Below are 17,056 nucleotides of genomic sequence, written 5' to 3'. Positions count from 1 at the left end.
AGCCCCGGATGGTTATCCGGTCAGTTTCGATAGGAATTCCTGACTAATGTCATTCCAAGTGACGAATACCATCAAGAACAGCAAAATAACAATCCCGATTCTGAAGCTGAATGCCTGCACCGCCTCACTCAAGGGTTTTCCGGCAATCGCCTCATAGGCGTAAAACACCAGATGCCCGCCATCCAGCACCGGCACAGGCAGCAGATTGAGGAAACCCACGCTGATCGAGATCATTGCTGCCATCTGCACGAAATCCACAAGACTAATAAGCAGTCTGCGCCCAAGACTGACTTCTTCGGGCACAGCCTCGTCAAAGCCGGACATGGTAGATTGACCGGCATATTTGGCAATTTTGACGGGTCCGCCAAGTTGCGAGAAATCTTCTTTACCCAGGATTATACGGCCGAGAAACTTCACCGTCAGGCCAATCATATCGCCAACCCGGGCAATGGATTTTCCCATAGCCTCGAGCGGTCCGTAGCGAACATTCTGAAACTCAGGCGTAGAGCTGACCCCCAGAAAACCTGCGCTGACGGTGTTGCCATAGCGATCAAGCATTTCGCGGCGCTCAGGTGTGGCACGCAACAAAATAACTGAGTTGTTGCGCTCGACTTCAAAATCAAGTTCTTCACCGGTGCCGAGTTTCACGGCCTGGGTAAGGTCAGTCCAGTCGCGCACTCTCTTGCCTTCAACCGACAGCACTTTGTCACCTGGTTCGAAACCGGCTATCGCAGCAGGTGAATCCGGCTCCACAGAGACAATTCTTGCCTCTCGTACCGTTTCACCAAGCGACATGAGCAGAACAAAAAAGATCGCGATCGCCAGAACGAAGTTCGCCATTGGCCCGGCAGCGACGATCGCTGCTCTTTGCCATAACGGCTTGAAATGAAAGCAGACAGCTTTCTCTTCTGCGGTCAGGCGGTGTTCAAGCTCGTCTCTTTCGCTGCCTTTTGGAAACTGGGTCATGCCCGGAGTGTCGTCAGAACTATCCGCGTTATCGGCAGATTTCTCTTCATTAACCTCTGAAGATGGTGCTGAGGCCGGTCCGGCATCGCCAAAAAACTTGACGAACCCCCCCAGAGGCAACGCACTGATGCGCCATTCGGTGCCCTGTCTGTCGGTCCTTCTGAGGAGTACCGGGCCAAACCCGATAGAGAATACGTCCACTTTTACGCCGCACCAACGTGCCACCTGAAAGTGGCCGAGTTCGTGGAAAAATACGATAAACGACAAAAGAACGATGAAAGACGCCAGTGTGACCAGCAAACCGAAGATAATATCCATTTATATAGCTCGTATCACCTGGACAGATTTGAAGTGTTTGAGGGGCTAAGCGGAGAGAGTTGCAACTATATCAGACGCTTTTCGGCGTGCTTCCTTGTCAGTTTCCAGAACATCCTCCAGCGTAATCTCGCCGTCACACTTTGCAAATCCGAATGAAGTCAAAACCTGCTCTGTGACAGCAGTAATGTCCAGAAATTTTAGATGACGTTTCAGAAAGGCCTCGACTGCGATCTCATTTGCAGCATTCAGCGCGGTTGGCGCCAGCCCGTCAAGTTCCAAAGCCTCTCTGGAAAGGCGTAAAGCTGGAAACTTTTCCGCATCAGCCTCCTCAAAGGTCAGGTTAGCAAGATTGCTGAAATCCAGCTTCGGGCTGGGTGAGGCAACGCGGTCCGGCCAGGCCAGAGCGGAGGCGATTGGCGTGCGCATATCCGGCGTCCCCATCTGCGCCAGAACCGAGCCGTCAACATATTCGACCATGGAATGGATGACAGATTGCGGATGAACAATAATCTCAATATCACTTGAAGGCGTCGGGAAAAGCCTAGCAGCTTCAATGAGTTCCAGACCTTTGTTCATCATGGTGGCGCTATCGATTGAAATCTTTGCGCCCATGGACCAGTTGGGATGGGCGACAGCCTGTTCCACACTTACGGCTGCCATCTGCGCGCGTGTCCAAGTGCGGAACGGTCCGCCGGAAGCTGTCAGCAGGATGCGGGTAATGCGCTCCGGTCTATCGAAGTCGTAGACCTGAAAAATGGCGTTATGTTCAGAATCGACGGGTAGAAGGCGACCGCCCCCCTGCTTCATGGCACCTGTAAAGACACTGCCAGCGCAAACCAGGCATTCCTTGTTGGCGAAAGCGATATCAGCACCGCGTCGCGCTGCTGTGAGTGTAGGCTGCAGTCCGGCAGCGCCTACGATGGCTGCCATAACCCAGTCAGCCTCCATCTCGGCCGCTTCGAGCATGGCAGCGTCACCTGCGCCGCACGCAATCTCGGTGCCTTGCAAATGCGCCTTCAACTCATCGTATTTTTTATCGTCAGCGACGACAGCAAAATCTGCTCCATAACGTATTGCCTGCTCGGCCAGAAGGCGCGCGTTGCGATTCGCAGTCAATGCGACAACTTCCATGTTGGCGGCGCCGTTTGACTGCGCAAAGCTGATGAGATCCAGCGTGTTCTCTCCGACCGAGCCCGTAGAGCCAAAGATGCTGATGCGCCGCGGCACCTGATCTTTTGCGTTTGATACATGATCTGTCTTCACAGACTGCAATGGCAGGTTCATCCCGTTTCCTCGTTATCCCGTCGATGTGAAGCTATAGATGAATAGCACCAATGCCAATGCAGCTGTGGCAAAAAGCATTCCGTCCAGCCTGTCGAGGAGACCGCCATGGCCCGGAATGAAACCACCTGAGTCTTTGATCCCGAAATAACGCTTGAGCGCAGACTCGGCAAAATCACCGACAATCGTTGCTATGGAAAGGCTGATACCGATCATGGCCAAAACCCAGATGGACCAGTTCTCGCTGCCCAGCAAGGCAATAAAGCTGCAGCAGGTCATGGCCGTCAGAATGCCCCCAAAGGCACCAGCCCAGGTCTTGCCGGGAGAAATAGCAGGGGCCATCAGCGGACCGCCGATCATTTTACCAAAGACATAGGCCCCGATATCCGTTGCCCATACAGCGACCAGCAACAACAGGGTCAAGCTGCGGCCTGTCTCTGGTCCGTTGCGTATCCAGACAAAGGCGATGCACGGCATGATGAGATAAAAAATACCGATCATCGGCCATTGTGAGGAGCGCCCTTTCAGTCGCTCGGAAATGGCGCTGATAAGCCCGCCAGCCAGGGCCGTTGCATATGCCAGTTGGTATGATCCTCCGGCTGCCAGAAAGATTGATGAAATAGCAGTGAAAGACAGGACATAGAAAGCAGTGGAAAATTCCGTCCGGTCAACAATCCGGGTCCATTCAAAAACCAGAACGATACTCGTAAAGGCAATAAGCGCTGAGAACATCCGGCCCCCGAACCAGACAATCAGTATGGCAACGGGTGCGAGCAGCAGGATCATCACAGTCCGCTTGAATACTTTGCTTGCGGCAAGTGCCTGCCAGGGGGAATTTTCTGCGGGCTTCATGGCGAGACTTAACCAGCGTTGCGGCGTCCAAAGCGTCGCTCACGGGCATGGTAATCATCAACGGCCCGCAGAAATACGTCGCGGCTGAAATCTGGCCAGTATTCATCGAGGAAAATATATTCAGCATAAGCTGCCTGCCAAAGCAGGAAATTGCTGATCCGCCGCTCCCCGCTAGTGCGGATAACAAGGTCAGGATCAGGCGCATCGCCCGTATCCAGAACGCTGGCAATCTTCTGCTCATCAATTTCGTCCGGCGATACAGCGCCTTGCGAAATGTCCTGAGCCAGCGCGCGCATGGCCCGGATGATCTCGTCTCGCCCACCATAGTTAAAGGCGATCTGTAATGTATATCCTGTATTGTCGGCTGTTTCTTTTTCAGCGCGGTTGACCAGTAATCTTATGTCAGCAGGAAGTGTTTTCTTATCTCCAATGATGCGTATCCGAATATTTTCAGATACCAGTTTGGGCAAATCAGATTCGATATATGTACGCATCAGGTTCATGAGGTCACGCACCTCAGACTCTGGCCTGCCCCAGTTCTCGGTCGAAAAGCTGTAAAGCGTCAGGTGCGACAGGCCCAGTTCTTTTGCTGTCTCAATCGCGCGGCGAGCGGCCGCAACACCCTCACGATGCCCGGCCTGACGCGGAAGGCCGCGCTTTTCTGCCCAGCGACCATTACCGTCCATGATAATGGCGACGTGCGACAGCGGCTTGTCTACTGGCGGCTCCTTGCTTTCCTGCTCTTGCAGGTCAGTGATGTTGGAGACTTTCGCCTGCAGATCAAGAATGCTATCCGGCACACGCCGATCCTGACCAGAGAAAATGCCGGATATGCCTTTCACCAGCTTGTTTGAACCCTTGATTGGCACCCGGACTTTTTTCCTTCCAATACGTCATATCACGCCTGAACCAGATCAGACCTGCATGATCTCCTGCTCTTTTGCTTCAAGTGAGGCGTCGACTTCCTTGATGATACTGTCAGTCAATTTCTGTACATCATCTGCCAGACGTTTTTGTTCATCTTCTGAAATTCCTTCGGCTTTTTTAAGGCCTTCCATACCATCCCGTCGGACGTTGCGAATGGCAACACGCGCCTGTTCTGCATATTTGCCGGCAATTTTGGTCAGCTCTATCCGGCGCTCTTCTGTCAGCGCTGGCAGGGGAACCCGGACATTCTGGCCATCGGTAACGGGGTTCACACCCAGACCTGAGTCACGGATCGCTTTTTCAACAGCCCCGACAAGGCTCTGGTCCCATACCTGTACGGACAGCATCCGGGGCTCTGGTACATTTACGGTGCCAACCTGATTCATCGGCATCATGGAGCCATAGGCATTGACATTTACACTGTCGAGAAGGCTGGCTGAGGCGCGCCCGGTGCGCAGGCCGCCAAATTCTGTTTTCAGGGACTCAAAAGCACCTTCCATGCGGCGCTTGAGATCTTTCATATCCGGACCGGCTGTATCGTCTGCCATTTTCTTGTTTTTCCTTGTCGTCTTCTAGTCTTTGATAATCGTGAACGTGCCCTGCCCCGTCAATGCACCGACAACACCGCCTTCTTCGGCCAGCGGAAACACGACGATTGGAATCGCGTTTTCACGGGTCAACGATATTGCGGCCTGATCCATCACGCGCAAGTCATTCTTCAACACATCCATATAGGTAAGGGACTCGTATCTTTCAGCATCGGGGTTGGTTTTCGGGTCAGCAGAATAAACGCCGTCAACCTGCGTGCCCTTCATCAATACATCACAGCCCATTTCAGCGGCGCGCAGAGCCGCTGCTGTATCCGTCGTAAAAAACGGGTTTCCGGAGCCAGCGGCAAAAATGACCACACGGCCCTTTTCCATATGGCGCAGGGCGCGGCGGCGAATATAGGGCTCACAAACGGAGGTCATTTCAATCGCAGACATGACCCGTGTCTGTACACCAATACTTTCCAGCGCATTCTGCATCGCCAGCGCATTCATGACGGTGGCAAGCATACCCATGTAATCGGCACTTGCGCGCTCCATGCCATTCTCGGCCATGGAAAGGCCACGGAAGATGTTCCCGCCGCCGATCACAAGGGATATCTGCACACCAAGCTCCACGCCGGCACCGATTTCCTGGGCAATCCGCTCTACGGTGTCCTGATGGATCCCGAATGACTCAGGCCCCATCAATGCCTCACCGGAGATTTTCAGGAGGACGCGCTTGAAAGCCGGGACTGCAGCGTCTGCAGTCAGGTTTTGTGCAGGGGCAGTCTGGGTCATGAACTCATATCCTGATGATTGGGCGAATGCCTATCGCTTAGCACCGCTTGCTGATTCCGGCCAGCCTTCACGACTGTCAGAGTGTTGCAAAACACACCGGCGCCTGTCTCCATGATGCATGTGGCAACCCGCTGAGCGCGTCAATATCGTGCCACATACAAAAGGAGGGGCCACGACTGTGTCCCCTCCCTTTATTTATGCTGTGAAGCGGTGCTTAATTGCCGCCTGCCATCGCCTGCACTTCAGCGGCGAAGTCATCTTCGGCAACTTCGATGCCTTCACCAAGCTCAAAACGCTCAAAGCCGACAAGCTCGACCTCTGCGCCAGCAGCGCCTTTTGCGTTCTCTACCACTTTGGCAATCCTGGTCTCGCCATCAATAACGAAGATTTGCTCCAGCAGCACTGATTCTTCGTAGAACTTGCGCAAGCGACCTTCGACCATCTTCTCAATAATGTTCTCAGGCTTGCCAGAGGCACGGGCCTGATCTGACAGAACATCTTTTTCACGCTGGACAACGGCGGCGTCGAGTTCTTCTACTTTCAGTGAAAGCGGGCGCGCGGCAGCAACATGCATGGCAATCTGTTTGCCCAGTGCATTGAGCGCGTCCTTGTCACCGGATGATTTGAGCGCAACGATGACGCCGATTTTTCCGGCACCTTCGCAAACCTGCGTGTGGATGTAAGGAACAATAACGCCTTCATCTACAGACAGACCAGCAGCACGGCGCAGGGCCATGTTTTCCCCGATCTGACCAATCATCTCGGAAATATACTCATCGATGGTTTTGTCCGAGCCAGGATAATTTGCCGCCTTGAGTTTTTCCGTATCGCCATCAACGCCCAGAGCGATCTCGGCAATGTTGGCAACCATTTTCTGGAACGTCTCGTTGCGAGCAACAAAATCGGTTTCGGCGTTTACTTCAACAAGCACACCTTTCTCACCGGATGTCGCCACAGCGACAAGTCCGTCAGCCGCCGTGCGGCCAGCTTTTTTTGCAGCCTTCGCGAGACCTTTTTTGCGCAACCAGTCCACTGCGGCTTCAACATCACCGTCAGTTTCCTTGAGCGCGGCCTTGCAGTCCATCATGCCTGCGCCTGTCTTGTCGCGCAGGTCCTTCACCATTGCAGCACTAATTGCAGCCATTTTCTTCTCCTGTCTAAAGTGTCTTGAGGCGCTGGCGCGGCCTCATGTTATGTTCGGAATGCGAGACAGCGGTTAGACTGAGTTTGTGACAACCCGGTGACGACCGCCATCTTGCCTGAAAGACTGATGATGCAATCAGGCGTCTGTTTTCTGCTCTGGCTCAGCTTCTGCGGCCGGTGCGATTGCCGGCTCAGTTGCTTCGACGGGTGCTTCAGCAGCAACCTCTTCCGTCGCAGCTGGTTCGGGCAGAATTTCTGCCGGTGTTTCTTCCATCTCTCCAATATCAATACCGAGAGATGCCTGACTGGCGGAAAGGCCGTCGATAACTGCGTCTGCGACGAGATTACAGTAAAGTGCGATCGCTCGAGCCGCGTCATCATTGCCGGGGATGATGTGATCTACATTGGCTGGGGAACAATTTGTGTCGACAATGGCAACCACCGGGATGCCGAGTTTTTTGGCTTCCTGAATGGCGATTGCTTCTTTCTTCACATCAACAACAAACATCAGATCCGGCACGCCACCCATATCGCGAATACCGCCGAGAGACGCTTCAAGCTTCTCCTGCTCACGGGTCATCTGGAGGCGTTCTTTTTTTGTCAGTCCGGCACCCCCGTCATTAAGGGTTTCTTCCATATACTTGAGGCGCTTGATCGAACCGGAGATCGTTTCCCAGTTCGTCAGCGTACCGCCAAGCCAACGGACGTTCATGTAGTATTGAGCACAGCGCTGCGCGGCTTCTGCGACCGGCGCATGGGCCTGACGTTTTGTGCCGACAAAAAGCACACGGCCACCACCAGCAACAACGTCACGCACTTTCACCAGTGCCTGATGCAGAAGCGGCACTGTCTGTGACAGATCGATAATGTGGATACCGTTACGGTCGCCAAAAATGTAGGATTTCATCTTGGGGTCCCAGCGATGTGTCTGGTGACCAAAGTGAACGCCAGCTTCAAGCAGCTGACGCATTGAGAATTCAGGAAGCGCCATCAAATATCTCCTCGGTTGTGCTTCCACGGAGCCAGACAGCCAAAAGGCCACCGAAGATTGGTCCCGTGTGTTTGATAGCGGCGGGCGTTACGCGGTTTATCTGAACTTATCAATAGCTAAAGCCGAATTTTTTGCTGCCAGAGTTATCGCAACTCAACATCGGCAACCCCGTCGATGGTTTTCAAGGCACCTTTGAGTGCTGCAGTGGTGTTGAAGTCGCCGGGGAGTTTCAGTTCAACCTCATAACCATTATCCGGCAGGAAAAAATGCAGCAGGGCTGTCCCCGTTCCGGTGCCGCCCTTGCTGCCGAGTTCGTAGAGGCGGCGGCGAACAGAATTCAACGCATCTGCACTGGTGACAGATATTCTGAGTTCAGCCTGCGTCGCGGCGGCTGCCTTGTCGAGAAGCTGTATCGTCTCACCGGTCAGCCTGATATCGCCCTCACGCTCCTCCGCCGAGAGGCCCACCATGACAAGTGTGCCGGGCTGAAGCATATCACGGGCAGTTTCCAAAAGTTCCGAAAAGACGGTAATTTCAAACTCACCACTCTGATCGGACAGTTCTACCCAGGCGAAAGGCTTCCCGGACTTGGCCCGGCGAGGGTTGAAAGCACGGATGACACCAGCAAGCTTGATGAAAACACGCCCGCCCTCTGCTTCAACGGTGGCAGCGACATCGCTATAGGGGATCACCTTCAGCTTCTCGAGACTGCTGGCATAATCATCCAGCGGATGCCCGGAAAAATAAAAACCGATCACGGCACGCTCGAAGTCCAGTCGATCAATCGGCAACCACTCCTCAACAGCCTTGAGCGTGGGGCGCTCGAGGGCGGTGCCGCCCCCTAGATCAAACAGTCCCCCCTGATCGCTGGTACGCTCATCCGCTGCCTTTGCGGAATAGCGCACCAGAAAGTCCGCCATTTCCACAATCTGCGCACGGTTTTTGTGGATCGTGTCAAAAGCACCGGCCTTTGCAAGATTCTCAAACCCGCGCTTGCCGATCTGACGGCCGTCAACACGTTCCGCGAAATCATAGATATCTGTAAACGGCCCCCCTGCACGTCGTGTTTCCGCGATATGGGCCATGGCCTGTTCGCCCACATTCTTGATCGCCGCCAGGGCATAAACGACCGCCCCTTCGTGAACGGTGAAATCCGCTTCTGACAAATTGACATCCGGTGCCCTCACCTCAACGTCGCATCGTCTAGCGTCCTTCATGAAAATCGCGAGCTTGTCGGTGTTGGCCTTATCGAGGGACATCGAGGCAGCAAAAAACTCCGCCATGTGATTATGCTTGAGCCAGGCAGTCTGATAGGCGATCAGGGCATAGGCAGCAGCATGTGACTTGTTGAAACCGTAACCGGCAAATTTGGCCACAAGCTCAAAAATGGATTCAGCCTTGGACCTGTCGACATTATTTTTTTCTGCGCCTTCGACGAACCGGATTTTCTGCTTGTCCATCTCCTCTTTTTTCTTCTTGCCCATCGCCCGGCGCAAAAGGTCAGCTTCGCCCAGCGAGTAGCCAGAAAGAATCTGGGCAATCTGCATCACCTGCTCCTGATAGATGATGACCCCATAGGTTTCAGTCAGAATACCGGTCAGTTTCTCATGCAGATAATCAGGCTCTTCACGGCCAAACTTGCGCTCGATATAAGTTGGAATATTTTCCATTGGACCGGGGCGGTACAGTGAGACGAGCGCGATAATGTCCTCGAGTGTATCCGGCTTGAGCCCTTTCAGAGTTGAGCGCATACCCGTGCTTTCCAGCTGGAACACACCGACCGCATTGCCTTCCCCGAGCATTTCGAACGTGCCCCGATCATCAAGCGGGATCGCATCAATATCAACACTGACGCCGTTCTGTTTCATCAGATCGAGGGCACGCTGAATCACGGTCAGGGTTTTGAGCCCGAGGAAATCGAACTTGACGAGACCGGCTGGCTCAACCCACTTCATGTTGAACTGCGTGGCAGGCATGTCAGAGCGCGGATCAAGATATAGTGGCACCAGCTCATCCAGTGGCCGGTCACCGATGACAACACCCGCAGCGTGGGTGGAAGCGTGCCGATAGAGCCCCTCAAGCTTGAGCGACTTTGTCATCAGGTCCGCCACCTGCTCCTCGCTGTCCCGCTCCTGCCGCAGGCGCGGCTCGGTTTCGATAGCCTCAGCCAGGGTGACAGGGTTGGCGGGATTGTTTGGCACCATCTTGCAGAGACGGTCTACCTGTCCGAACGGTAAATTCAGTACACGCCCGACATCACGCAGCACCGCGCGGGCCTGCAATTTACCAAAGGTGATGATCTGGGCAACACGGTCCGTCCCGTATTTGTCCTGCACATAGGAGATGACCTCATCACGCCGGTCCTGACAGAAATCAACGTCGAAATCCGGCATGGAGACACGTTCCGGATTAAGGAAACGCTCAAACAGAAGGCCAAACCGCAACGGGTCCAGATTTGTAATCGTTAGAGCCCAGGCAACCACCGAGCCTGCCCCCGACCCCCTGCCCGGCCCGACAGGGATGTCATGCTGCTTGGCCCATTTAATGAAGTCAGCAACGATCAGAAAGTAGCCGGGAAACCCCATGCGGTTGATAATGCCAAGCTCGATATCCAATCTGTTCCAGTATTCTTCCTCCGGTTCAGCAAGTTCAACCTGTTCCAGCCGCGCGCGCAAACCATCGCGCGCCTGCCGCTCAAGCTCCTTCGCTTCACCGTCAACATCCCCCTCGACAAAGTTCGGCAGGATCGGCGCATGGGTGCGCGGCCGGAAAGCACAGCGCTTTGCGATAACACAGGTGTTTTCAACTGCTTCAGGGAGGTCTTCAAAAAGGGCGATCATTTCGGCGCTGGAGCGGAAATAATTGTCAGGCGTTACCTTGCGCCGGTCGTCCTGCTGGATATAGGCGCCGCCAGAGATGCACAAAAGGGCATCATGTGCCTCATAGTCGTCGCGGGCAGCAAAGAATGGCTCGTTGGTTGCAACCAGCGGCAGACTTGTCGTGTAAGCCAGTGCCAGCAATTCATTTTCGTAGGCAGTCATGTGATGTGCTCTGGCATCCGCGATGCGCTGTATTTCAATATACAGTCTGTCAGGATAGAGCGCCTGTAATCTGCCAAGAAAGTTTCTGGCTTCATCCTTGCGACTGTCTTTGAGTAACCGGTCTATTGGACCGTTGACGCCGCCAGTGAGGCAAATGAGCCCCTCGGCATGCTGTTCCAGCGCGGCCATGGTGGTGTGAATTGTACCTTCGGCTGCGGTTTTGAGAAACGCCTGGCTCGTCAGCTTCATCAGGTTGAGATAGCCACGCTCATTTTGCGCCAGAAGTACCAGCGACGGCAAAGGCTCGTAACGCTCCAGATGGAGATCCAGTTCTTCGGGATCGAGCGCTATCTGCAAGCCTGATATTGACTGAATGCCTGCGTCACTCAGGACTTCTGAGGCTTCCAGTGCCCCGAAAAGATTATTGGTATCCGTAACCGCAACCGCTGGCATCTCGTGCTGAAGGCATAGCTCTTTCAGCTTCTTGATGTGGATCGCCCCTTCAGCGAGCGAATAGGACGAGTGGAGGTGAAGATGAATAAAAGGCTGCATAGAATATTCCTAACCGGAGTCATGCTGACAGGCAGCTCCCTGTTTCCCACACCGCCGGAAAAAAATGCCTGTCATTCAGATCAAAAGACCGCTCCACATGTTCACAGTGGCAATCAGGCCGATCAAAACAGTCAGGCCCAGCGCATCACGGATATTGACTTCATTTGACATTACCTGTCTCCTTGTGTTCAGCTTATGTTCTCAATCATATATTCACTATATGTTCTCATTGCAAGCACATTTTTATCAGGCGTCCAAAATTTCCCGGATACAGGTTCAGGCAAGCACGACTGTCTTGCGGCCGCTGATAAAGACGCGGTGCTCGGCATGCCAGCGAATGGCCCTGGCCAGCACCTGGGATTCCACATCCCGGCCAATACTCACCAGCGCGTCTGGTGTCTGCGCATGGGTGACGCGTTTGACATCCTGCTCGATGATTGGCCCCTCATCCAGGTCTGGCGTGACGTAATGCGCCGTTGCGCCGATCAACTTGACGCCCCGGCCATGCGCCTGATGATAAGGGCGTGCGCCTTTGAAACTGGGCAAAAAAGAGTGGTGGATGTTTATGCAGCGCCCTTCCAGCCGTTGCGCAAAGGCGTTTGACAGGATTTGCATATAGCGCGCCAGCACCACTAGATCAGCGCTTGTTTCGTCAATCAGCCGCTGGAACTGTTCTTCCTGCGTCTGTTTGGTTTCTTTGCTGACGGGCAGATAATGAAATGGCAGGCCGTAGACGTTCGTGATGTCTTCCATGACCCGGTGATTGGAGACAACGCCGACAATATCGACCGGCAGGGCATTGATCTGCCACCGATGCAAGAGGTCAACAAGGCAATGGCCGTGCCTCGATACAGCCAGCAGCACCCGGCATTTTTTTTCTGCTGGATGCAGCCCCCAATCGAATGCGCGCTTTTGTGCGACGGGGCCAAATGCGGCACACAATTCTTCATGAGATGCCTGCGGTGATGTCAGGTGTATCCGGATGAAAAAGCTGCTGGGTTCCGGGTCACCATATTGGGCAGCATCACGGATATCCGCCCCTTTTGAGGAAAGAAATGTCGATACTTCCGCCAGAATGCCGGGCCTGTCCGGTGACCGGATTTTCAGAATATAATCAGTCTCGGCCACGGTGCTCTCCCGTCATCTGACGACAGGAAAAGCCCTGCCTTATTATCCTTGCGGTTCCAGTTCCTTTGCCTTCAGGCGCACCCGAACAAGCTTGCGATCATGAATGGCAATTATCCTATCCATTTTTTGTGCCAACGCGCGGTCATGAGTTGCAATAATGGCAGCCAGCCCCTGCTCGCGTACCAGAAGCAGCAACTGTTCAAAGACCTGCGCCGAGGTTTCCACGTCAAGATTGCCTGTCGGCTCGTCTGCAAGCAGCAGTGATGGCTGATTGGCGAGCGCCCTGGCGATGGCAACGCGCTGCTTTTCACCGCCCGACAGCTGCGCCGGCTGGTGCTCCAGACGCTCGCCGAGCCCCATCCCTGTGAGCAGTTTTCGGGCCCTGTCATCAGCGTCCTTCCGGGATTTGCCCGCAATGATCTGCGGAATGGAGACATTGGTCAGGGCGTTGAATTCCGGCAACAGGTGATGGAACTGATAGACGAAACCAAGCTCATTGCGGCGCATGGCTGTTTTGCGGGTGTCCGTCATGGCGGCTGTCGGGCGTCCCTTGATATAGACTTCGCCGGACGTCGGTGCCTCCAACAGTGCCGCGATATGCAGCAGTGAAGACTTGCCGGAGCCGGATGGCCCGAGCAGCGCGATAATTTCGCCGCGCGCAACAGCCAGACTGGCCTCTTCCAGAACGCATAAGTCGCCGTAAGAACGGGTGATGTTTTTCAAGGCCAAGACCGGCACAGTGTCGGCAGGCTCTATTGTCTGAGGCTGTGCGGGGTTTTGCGGCATTATTCGTACCTCAATGCTTCAACCGGATCGAGCTGCGCGGCACGCCAGGCCGGATACAAGGCTGCCAGGAATGATACACCCAGCGCAAAGATCGCCACAAATGCCACTTCCCCGAGCTGCACCTGCGCCGGCATCTCATCAAAGAGATAAATGTCCGCAGCAAAGATGGGGCTGCCCCGCAGGTTTGAGAGAAATTTTTCGATGGCAGAGATGTTCAGACTGATCAGCACGCCAAGTATGACACCGATGATAGATCCGGCGACCCCGATCAGGGAGCCGGAGATACAGAAAATGCGCATCACCGCCCCTTGCGTTGCGCCAACGGTCCGCATCACGGCGATGTCGCCGCGTTTGTCTTTCACCAGCATGACAAGACCGGAAATGATGTTGAGTGCGGCAATCGCGATAATCAGCGACAGGATAATCCGCATCAGCCCCCGCTCTGTCTGCAAGGCGTTGAAATAGCTCTGATGCACGTCCTGCCAATTATAGGTGAACGTGCCGTCACCGGCGGCAACAGCGATGCTACGCTCAAAGTCTGTGGCCTTGGTCGGGTCACTGACGCGCACTTCAATCTTGTCGACAGATGTGCCCCGCTTGAAAAACACCTGCGCCTGTTCAAGTGGCATGTAGACGAAGTACCCGTCATATTCGGAGTTGCCGATACGATAGACCGCCCCCACCTCATATGTCTTGTTACGGACAGGTGACGTGCCCATGGGGGTTTCCACACCGCCCGCCGTCACGAGTGTAATCGGGTCCCCGGCGCGCACTCCCAGACTGCGGGCGAGCCCTACCCCCAGGGCAATCTTGTTGCCGCCTTTTCGGCCTACGCCGAAGTCGTCGAGTGAGCCTTCAATCAGATGCTCTTCACCAGCGATCAGTTCAATCGCTCTCAGGTCCGCGGGATTGATGCCAAAAACGACCCCGGCCGTCTGCTGTTCACCGGCAATCATCGCGACCGGCGATTGAATGATCGGCACAGAACTCGTGACACCCTGAATTGTGCGTAATTCATCGGCCAGCTGCTGATACGCGTTCAGCGGCTCGGTTGTACCGGATTCCACAAAGACATGACCATTCACGCCCAGCAGTTGGTCCAGCAGCTTTGCGCGAAAGCCCTGCATCACCGACATGACGATAATCAGCACAGCAACGGCCAGGAGGATGCCGACGAAGGCAATGATAGAAATCAGGGAGACACCCGCGCCCTTTCGGGTCGCGCTGATATAGCGGCGGGCAACCATCCACTCGAACACAAAGCTGGGTGAAGAATCAGTTTCCCTGCCCGCTGACTGCGAAGCGGCATTTCCCGTGGTGTCGTCACCAGCCATTTGCGTCTCTTTGTCTGTTGTTTGGTCTTAACCTGTCCGACTTGTGTACCTGCCCGGATTTAGGCCTGGCAGCAAGTGTCAATGGCGTAACACGGCTGTCATCCATCGGTAAGTCCCACCTGTCGCGCGCTCAGTCACGAAGGCAAAATGACGTGAGGCCTATGCAACCTTCAACGCATCCAGGATAGCTGTTGAAACCAGTTCAACGGCTTTATCCAGGGCCAGTTCCTGTTTTTCGCCTGTATTGCGGTTCTTTACTTCGATCACACCGTTTTTCAGGCCACGCGGCCCCACTACCAACTGATACGGCAGGCCGATCAGATCCATGGTGGCGAACTTCTCACCCGCCCGGGCATCCCTGTCATCATAGAGGACTTCGATGCCCGCCTGTTCCAGCTTGCTGTAAATGTCTGCACAAACACGATCTGTTTCAGCGTCACCTGCTTTCAGATTAACCAGACCAACATGGAAGGGCGCAACGGAGACAGGCCAGTTGCAGCCACTCTCATCATGATGCGCTTCAATAATCGCCCCGACCAGACGCGAGACACCGACACCATACGACCCCATTTCAACGAGGCTTTCACGGCCATCCGGCCCCATAACCTTGCAATTCATCGGCTCGGAATATTTGTTGCCGAAATAAAAGATATGGCCCACTTCGATGCCGCGCGCAGACAACTGCTCCTCTGCGGGGATCTGCGCAAACTCTGCCGCATCATGCATTTCATCTGTTGCCGCATAAAGGGAGGTCCGTCCCTCAAAAATGTCTGTCAGGTCGCCGTCAAAGTCTGTATCCGCAGGCGGAATATCCATATCCACCAGCTTCCGGTGACAGAAAACTTCGCTCTCTCCGGTTTCTGCCAGCACAATAAACTCGTGGCTGAGATCACCGCCAATCGGTCCCGTATCGGCCCGCATAGGCACCGCGCGCAGGCCCATGCGGGCAAATGTGCGCAGGTAAGCGGCAAACATCCTGTAATAGGATTTGCGCGCATCTTCCGGTGTGAGATCAAAGGAATAGGTGTCCTTCATCAGGAATTCCCGGCCCCGCATGACCCCGAAACGCGGGCGTATCTCATCCCGGAACTTCCATTGGATATGATAGAGCATTTTCGGCAAGTCCTTGTAGGAGCGCACACCGGCCCGGAAAATTTCCGTAATCAGCTCTTCGTTTGTGGGGCCATAGAGCATTTCGCGCTCCTGCCGGTCGGAGATGCGCAGCATCTCTGCGCCATAGGCGTCATACCGCCCGCTCTCGCGCCAGAGGTCGGCTGACTGGATTGTCGGCATCAGCATTTCGACAGCCCCGGCGCGGTTCTGCTCCTCGCGCACGATCTGCGCGATTTTCTGCAACACGCGATGGCCGAGCGGTAGCCAGGAATAAATGCCCGCAGCCCCCTGACGCATCATGCCCGCACGCAGCATCAACTGGTGCGAGACAATAGACGCCTCCGCAGGCGTTTCCTTCAAGACAGGCAAAAAGAATTTCGACAGGCGCATGAGTTATGATCCTTGATTGAAAGCGCTGTTTAGGAAGCCCGCTCGCGCTTGTCTACAAGGACTGCCGAAACTGAATGGCTCTGCAATGGGGCAAACACAAAGACTGAAACCATTAGGTGTGAAGGTACAGGACTCAAGCCTGGCTGTCAGAAGTCAGTGGGGTAAAGGAACTTTCTCGTAATAAAACCTCTGAATGCCACCATTCTTGAAATCGACCGCTGCTTCCATACGCCCTGGTTGAGTTTCTACAAAACTGAGGCGATCAAAATATACCGCATGATGCTCAACAGAAACGAGAGGAAACTCCGCGTAGTCAGACTTTTCTTCCCAGCCTGTGAAGTCAGAAGAGAAATGCTTCATCCGCAGGACAACAGTGTCATCCTTTTCCACGAAAGTGTAAAATTGATACATGGTAGTGTCACCTTCTGATGTCTGCGCCTGAAAAGCGCCCATCATCTGGGACCCGCTAGCTGGTGAAATCAGTTGGACGACTTTGCCACCAAAGCCTTTCCCCTCCCAATACCCGGCCAACCAGGATATATCTTTGATCGTAGCTGGATGGCTGCTTGCTCCCTCTTCCAGGTGGTAGACGCTAATCTCTTCCGCAGCGCAAATGCCAAAAAACAAATTCAGCACAATGAAAAATAAAATTTTCCGCATACTATTCAATCCTCGTCCAGAACACTAATATCCACTTAAATCGTTCTTGCACTTTTATATCCTGTTATTTGTGTCTTGGCGAGCGGACTGGTGTGAACCTTTAACACGTAACAGCGGCTTGTGGTCAGTTGCAGGAAAGAGCGCCATGTGCGGAATTAGGCACGGCAGTGTCATATCATGAGGCATCATCCTGAAAGCTGAGCAGAGCTCGCGTAACTAAACGGCAACGCACGGAAAAGCCGATCA

At 54.3% G+C, this 17,056-nt stretch carries 14 protein-coding genes; all 14 read right to left on the bottom strand.

Translation table 11 applies throughout. The features are described 5' to 3' along the window. Positions 1 to 12: 12 nt before the first annotated feature. Positions 13 to 1,284, bottom strand: coding sequence for an RIP metalloprotease (locus RAL90_RS07265; protein ID WP_306253849.1), 1,272 nt, complete (start codon positions 1,282 to 1,284; stop codon positions 13 to 15). A 45-nt stretch (positions 1,285 to 1,329) separates the two neighbouring features. Beyond that, complete coding sequence (gene dxr / locus RAL90_RS07260; protein ID WP_306253848.1) at positions 1,330 to 2,568, bottom strand: 1-deoxy-D-xylulose-5-phosphate reductoisomerase; 1,239 nt, start codon at positions 2,566 to 2,568, stop codon at positions 1,330 to 1,332. 12 nt (positions 2,569 to 2,580) lie between these two features. Continuing rightward, on the bottom strand, positions 2,581 to 3,417 hold the full coding sequence (locus tag RAL90_RS07255; protein ID WP_306253847.1) for a phosphatidate cytidylyltransferase: 837 nt from the start codon (positions 3,415 to 3,417) through the stop codon (positions 2,581 to 2,583). 8 nt (positions 3,418 to 3,425) lie between these two features. Continuing rightward, positions 3,426 to 4,166 (bottom strand): isoprenyl transferase, encoded by a 741-nt coding sequence (locus RAL90_RS07250; protein WP_372340447.1) that lies wholly within the window; start codon positions 4,164 to 4,166, stop codon positions 3,426 to 3,428. A gap of 165 nt (positions 4,167 to 4,331) precedes the next feature. Continuing rightward, positions 4,332 to 4,892 (bottom strand): ribosome recycling factor, encoded by a 561-nt coding sequence (frr, locus tag RAL90_RS07245; protein ID WP_306253845.1) that lies wholly within the window; start codon positions 4,890 to 4,892, stop codon positions 4,332 to 4,334. A 24-nt stretch (positions 4,893 to 4,916) separates the two neighbouring features. Further along, positions 4,917 to 5,672 carry a UMP kinase gene (pyrH, locus tag RAL90_RS07240; RefSeq protein ID WP_306253844.1) on the bottom strand — a complete coding sequence of 252 codons (756 nt, stop codon included), beginning with the start codon at positions 5,670 to 5,672 and terminating at the stop codon, positions 4,917 to 4,919. 214 nt (positions 5,673 to 5,886) lie between these two features. Further along, complete coding sequence (gene tsf, locus RAL90_RS07235; RefSeq protein ID WP_306253843.1) at positions 5,887 to 6,816, bottom strand: translation elongation factor Ts; 930 nt, start codon at positions 6,814 to 6,816, stop codon at positions 5,887 to 5,889. Positions 6,817 to 6,951: 135 nt separating this feature from the next. Then, on the bottom strand, positions 6,952 to 7,806 hold the full coding sequence (gene rpsB, locus RAL90_RS07230) for a 30S ribosomal protein S2 (RefSeq protein WP_372340413.1): 855 nt from the start codon (positions 7,804 to 7,806) through the stop codon (positions 6,952 to 6,954). Between the two features lie 143 nt (positions 7,807 to 7,949). Continuing rightward, positions 7,950 to 11,399, bottom strand: coding sequence for a DNA polymerase III subunit alpha (dnaE, locus tag RAL90_RS07225; protein ID WP_306253842.1), 3,450 nt, complete (start codon positions 11,397 to 11,399; stop codon positions 7,950 to 7,952). 276 nt (positions 11,400 to 11,675) lie between these two features. Then, positions 11,676 to 12,527, bottom strand: a complete 852-nt coding sequence (gene purU / locus RAL90_RS07220) for a formyltetrahydrofolate deformylase (protein ID WP_306253841.1) — start codon at positions 12,525 to 12,527, stop codon at positions 11,676 to 11,678. A gap of 42 nt (positions 12,528 to 12,569) precedes the next feature. Beyond that, positions 12,570 to 13,313, bottom strand: a complete 744-nt coding sequence (locus RAL90_RS07215) for an ABC transporter ATP-binding protein (RefSeq protein WP_306253840.1) — start codon at positions 13,311 to 13,313, stop codon at positions 12,570 to 12,572. Continuing rightward, positions 13,313 to 14,647, bottom strand: a complete 1,335-nt coding sequence (locus RAL90_RS07210; RefSeq protein ID WP_306253839.1) for a lipoprotein-releasing ABC transporter permease subunit — start codon at positions 14,645 to 14,647, stop codon at positions 13,313 to 13,315. The genes RAL90_RS07215 and RAL90_RS07210 overlap by 1 nt, the downstream gene beginning before the upstream one ends. Positions 14,648 to 14,806: 159 nt before the next feature. Then, positions 14,807 to 16,150: a proline--tRNA ligase gene (gene proS / locus RAL90_RS07205; RefSeq protein ID WP_306253838.1), complete on the bottom strand. Its 1,344-nt coding sequence runs from the start codon at positions 16,148 to 16,150 to the stop codon at positions 14,807 to 14,809. Positions 16,151 to 16,303: 153 nt separating this feature from the next. Then, positions 16,304 to 16,810 carry a DUF6265 family protein gene (locus RAL90_RS07200; RefSeq protein WP_306253837.1) on the bottom strand — a complete coding sequence of 169 codons (507 nt, stop codon included), beginning with the start codon at positions 16,808 to 16,810 and terminating at the stop codon, positions 16,304 to 16,306. Between the last annotated feature and the right edge of the window lie 246 nt (positions 16,811 to 17,056).

The organism is Parvularcula sp. IMCC14364 (assembly GCF_030758415.1).
In the GTDB taxonomy this organism is placed as follows: Bacteria; Pseudomonadota; Alphaproteobacteria; order Caulobacterales; family Parvularculaceae; genus Aquisalinus.
Note: the sequence above shows the minus strand (reverse complement) of the source record. Positions and strands in the feature narration are given on the sequence as shown.

Excerpts from the sequence above, each read along its gene's own strand:
- RAL90_RS07200 (WP_306253837.1), bottom strand. The coding sequence starts at position 16,810 with ATGCGGAAAATTTTATTTTTCATTGTGCTGAATTTGTTTTTTGGCATT.
- rpsB (WP_372340413.1), bottom strand. The coding sequence starts at position 7,806 with ATGGCGCTTCCTGAATTCTCAATGCGTCAGCTGCTTGAAGCTGGCGTT.
- RAL90_RS07215 (WP_306253840.1), bottom strand. The coding sequence starts at position 13,313 with ATGCCGCAAAACCCCGCACAGCCTCAGACAATAGAGCCTGCCGACACT.
- tsf (WP_306253843.1), bottom strand. The coding sequence starts at position 6,816 with ATGGCTGCAATTAGTGCTGCAATGGTGAAGGACCTGCGCGACAAGACA.
- dnaE (WP_306253842.1), bottom strand. The coding sequence starts at position 11,399 with ATGCAGCCTTTTATTCATCTTCACCTCCACTCGTCCTATTCGCTCGCT.
- frr (WP_306253845.1), bottom strand. The coding sequence starts at position 4,892 with ATGGCAGACGATACAGCCGGTCCGGATATGAAAGATCTCAAGCGCCGC.
- pyrH (WP_306253844.1), bottom strand. The coding sequence starts at position 5,672 with ATGACCCAGACTGCCCCTGCACAAAACCTGACTGCAGACGCTGCAGTC.
- RAL90_RS07210 (WP_306253839.1), bottom strand. The coding sequence starts at position 14,647 with ATGGCTGGTGACGACACCACGGGAAATGCCGCTTCGCAGTCAGCGGGC.
- RAL90_RS07255 (WP_306253847.1), bottom strand. The coding sequence starts at position 3,417 with ATGAAGCCCGCAGAAAATTCCCCCTGGCAGGCACTTGCCGCAAGCAAA.
- dxr (WP_306253848.1), bottom strand. The coding sequence starts at position 2,568 with ATGAACCTGCCATTGCAGTCTGTGAAGACAGATCATGTATCAAACGCA.
- proS (WP_306253838.1), bottom strand. The coding sequence starts at position 16,150 with ATGCGCCTGTCGAAATTCTTTTTGCCTGTCTTGAAGGAAACGCCTGCG.
- RAL90_RS07265 (WP_306253849.1), bottom strand. The coding sequence starts at position 1,284 with ATGGATATTATCTTCGGTTTGCTGGTCACACTGGCGTCTTTCATCGTT.